The organism is Geomonas sp. (assembly GCF_056994735.1).
Map to the genome: position 1 here is coordinate 1 of NZ_JBXKJL010000126.1, position 2212 is coordinate 2212.

The 2212-nt window shown below is 59.8% G+C and carries 3 protein-coding genes; 1 reads left to right on the forward strand and 2 read right to left on the reverse strand.

What is annotated here, in order from left to right:
* Positions 1-732, reverse strand: a 732-nt coding sequence (locus tag AC11W3_RS06055) for a DUF7146 domain-containing protein (protein WP_484092651.1), incomplete at its 3' end; no start/stop codon positions are given.
* Positions 733-952: 220 nt separating this feature from the next.
* Between AC11W3_RS06055 and AC11W3_RS06060 the strand changes: the two genes are divergently transcribed.
* The gene (locus tag AC11W3_RS06060) at positions 953-1834 is read left to right on the forward strand and encodes an IS982 family transposase (RefSeq protein ID WP_484092652.1); all 882 of its coding nucleotides are present in this window, start codon (positions 953-955) and stop codon (positions 1832-1834) included.
* A gap of 111 nt (positions 1835-1945) precedes the next feature.
* Here AC11W3_RS06060 and AC11W3_RS06065 read toward each other — a convergent pair.
* Positions 1946-2212, reverse strand: a 267-nt coding sequence (locus AC11W3_RS06065) for a transposase (protein ID WP_484092653.1), incomplete at its 5' end; no start/stop codon positions are given.

Here is a 2212-nt window from a genome sequence, read left to right on the forward strand (position 1 = left end):
GCAACCGCGGGTCGCTCCGTCGCTGACCGCAAGCGTTTTCTTGGCGGGGAGCTGTACCCGCTCCCCATCCTCGAGCAGGCGCACCTTGCCGCGTCCGGCGGACTGCAAATAGGTCCGGTGCAAGCCCTTAACTCGGCCGTCAACCGAGCGGATTAGAGAAACCAGCGCCGGGAACGTGCCAAGGTTCACCGGGTCGCCGTCCGGATTCCGCCACCAGTAGGCCAGTGAAGGGTGACAACGAATCTCCCGCGGCATGGCGGGCAGTCCAGCCAATCCGCGGAACTCGAAATAGGTACGCGCCGGGGCGGCGGCCTCACGGGTCAACGGGGCGGCTTCCTGCCATAGCTGTCGAATGCGGTCTCGATGGACAGGTAATGGCTTCGTGGGTTGAGCTGGTAGGGGCCGTGGGCGCGCTCTAGTGAATGGGATGACGTTGTCGTGGTAGCCCATACCAAGCCAGCCAGCAACCGCTGGTAGCGCCTCTACGGCGGTCCAACCATGCCACTCTTGCAGCATGCTGAAACCGTCCAGGCCGCGGCCGGCACACTGCCGGCAGTAGTAGGTTTCTGGATGCTGGCGGTTGCCATAGTTGGCGCGGTCGGTTCCGCCACAAAAGACACAGGGGTGATTGCCCTTCTCGAAGGCACTCGAAGGAAGTCCAAGAGCCTCAAGGCAGGGGCGCCATTGACCGGTCATCCGGTCGCGGACCTCGGTGAAAGTAACCCGGTTCATACCCACCCCCTAACATCAGGCTTGCGGAGGCGGCGCGTCAGGCGGGCACGGTCGCGGAAAGTAATCAGGCAGGGGGTGATATTCCGCCGTTTTCGGGCGGCCGTCGTGGTAAAATAGTAAATATAATCTGAGTTCGGGATAAGAAAGCTGTAGGTAGGCGTCACCTTTTTGCGTAAGATTTTGGTTGCACACAGAAACCCGACGCAGCTAGGAGACGCCCGTGGATAGTTTAACTGAGGTGTTTTGCCTGCTGGATGATTTCTGCCGCCGGTTTGAGCCGGCATGGCAGCAGCGCCAGTTAACCCTGGGCGCCCACCCGCGCAGACGGCGCACCACCACCTTTAGCCTGTCCGAGTTGATGACGCTGGTCGTCCTGTTCCACCACCTGCGCTTCCGCCAGTTTAAGCGCTTCTATCTGGACTATGCCTGTCGCCCTCTGCGCACGGCGTTTCCCACGCTGCCCAGCTACCACCGCTGTGTCGAGCTGTTGCCGCGGTGCGCGGCGCCCTTGGCCGCTTTGTTCGAGGCGCGCAAGGGATCCTGTGACGGGATATCCATCGTTGATGCCACCCCCCTGGCAGTCTGTGACAACCGGCGCCTCGCCCGCCACCGGGTCTTCCAGGGCCGCGCCGCGCGTGGTAAAACCTCGATGGGCTGGTTTGATGGCTTCAAGCTCCACACCATCATTAATTCCAGAGGCGAACTGATGCGCTTGAAGCTAACGCCCGGTAATGTGGATGACCGTAAGCCCTTACTCAACCTGTGCCAAGGGCTGTTCGGTCATTTATTCGCCGATAAAGGATACATCGCCCAGCAGCTTACCAAGGCATTGGCCGAACGGGATATCCAGTTGATTACTACGCTCAGAAAGCATATGAAACCGGCGTCCCGCACCGCCTTCGAGAAGACCCTTCTACGCCGCCGTTGCCTCATCGAAACCGTGTTCGACGAATTGAAAAATCTTTGCCAGATTGAACACACCCGCCACCGCTCCAGCGGCAACTTCCTCGTTAATCTCATGGCGGGCATTGTGGCCTATTGCTTGTCCGATAACAAACCCACTCTGAAGCTCATGAGGGTGAATGCCTTGGCCGCGCCGTGAGGGCTTATCCCGAACTCAGGTTAGTAATAGCTACTGCGCGCTACACCCCACAGCTCGCATTGCCGCTCAATACGCAGGTCCGGATCGGTCGGTTCCACCAACGCCCGACGTTCATCCACTGACTCGGTCAACTTTTTTTTTCAACCCGTCCAGCGCCATGTTCAGCCGTCCCATCTTTTCATACAGGGCGGTGACCACCGCCGAGTCCGTCCCTCCGGGCAAACGCCCTGCACACCCAAACAGGCTAGGAGCGCCCTCCCGCAAGTGCTTCTTCCACTGATTGATCTGCGTCGGATGGACGGTGTATTCCCGAGCCAATTCCGGGACTGTCCTTAACTCCTTTAGCGCGTCGAGCGCGACCTTGGCTTTAAACTCAGC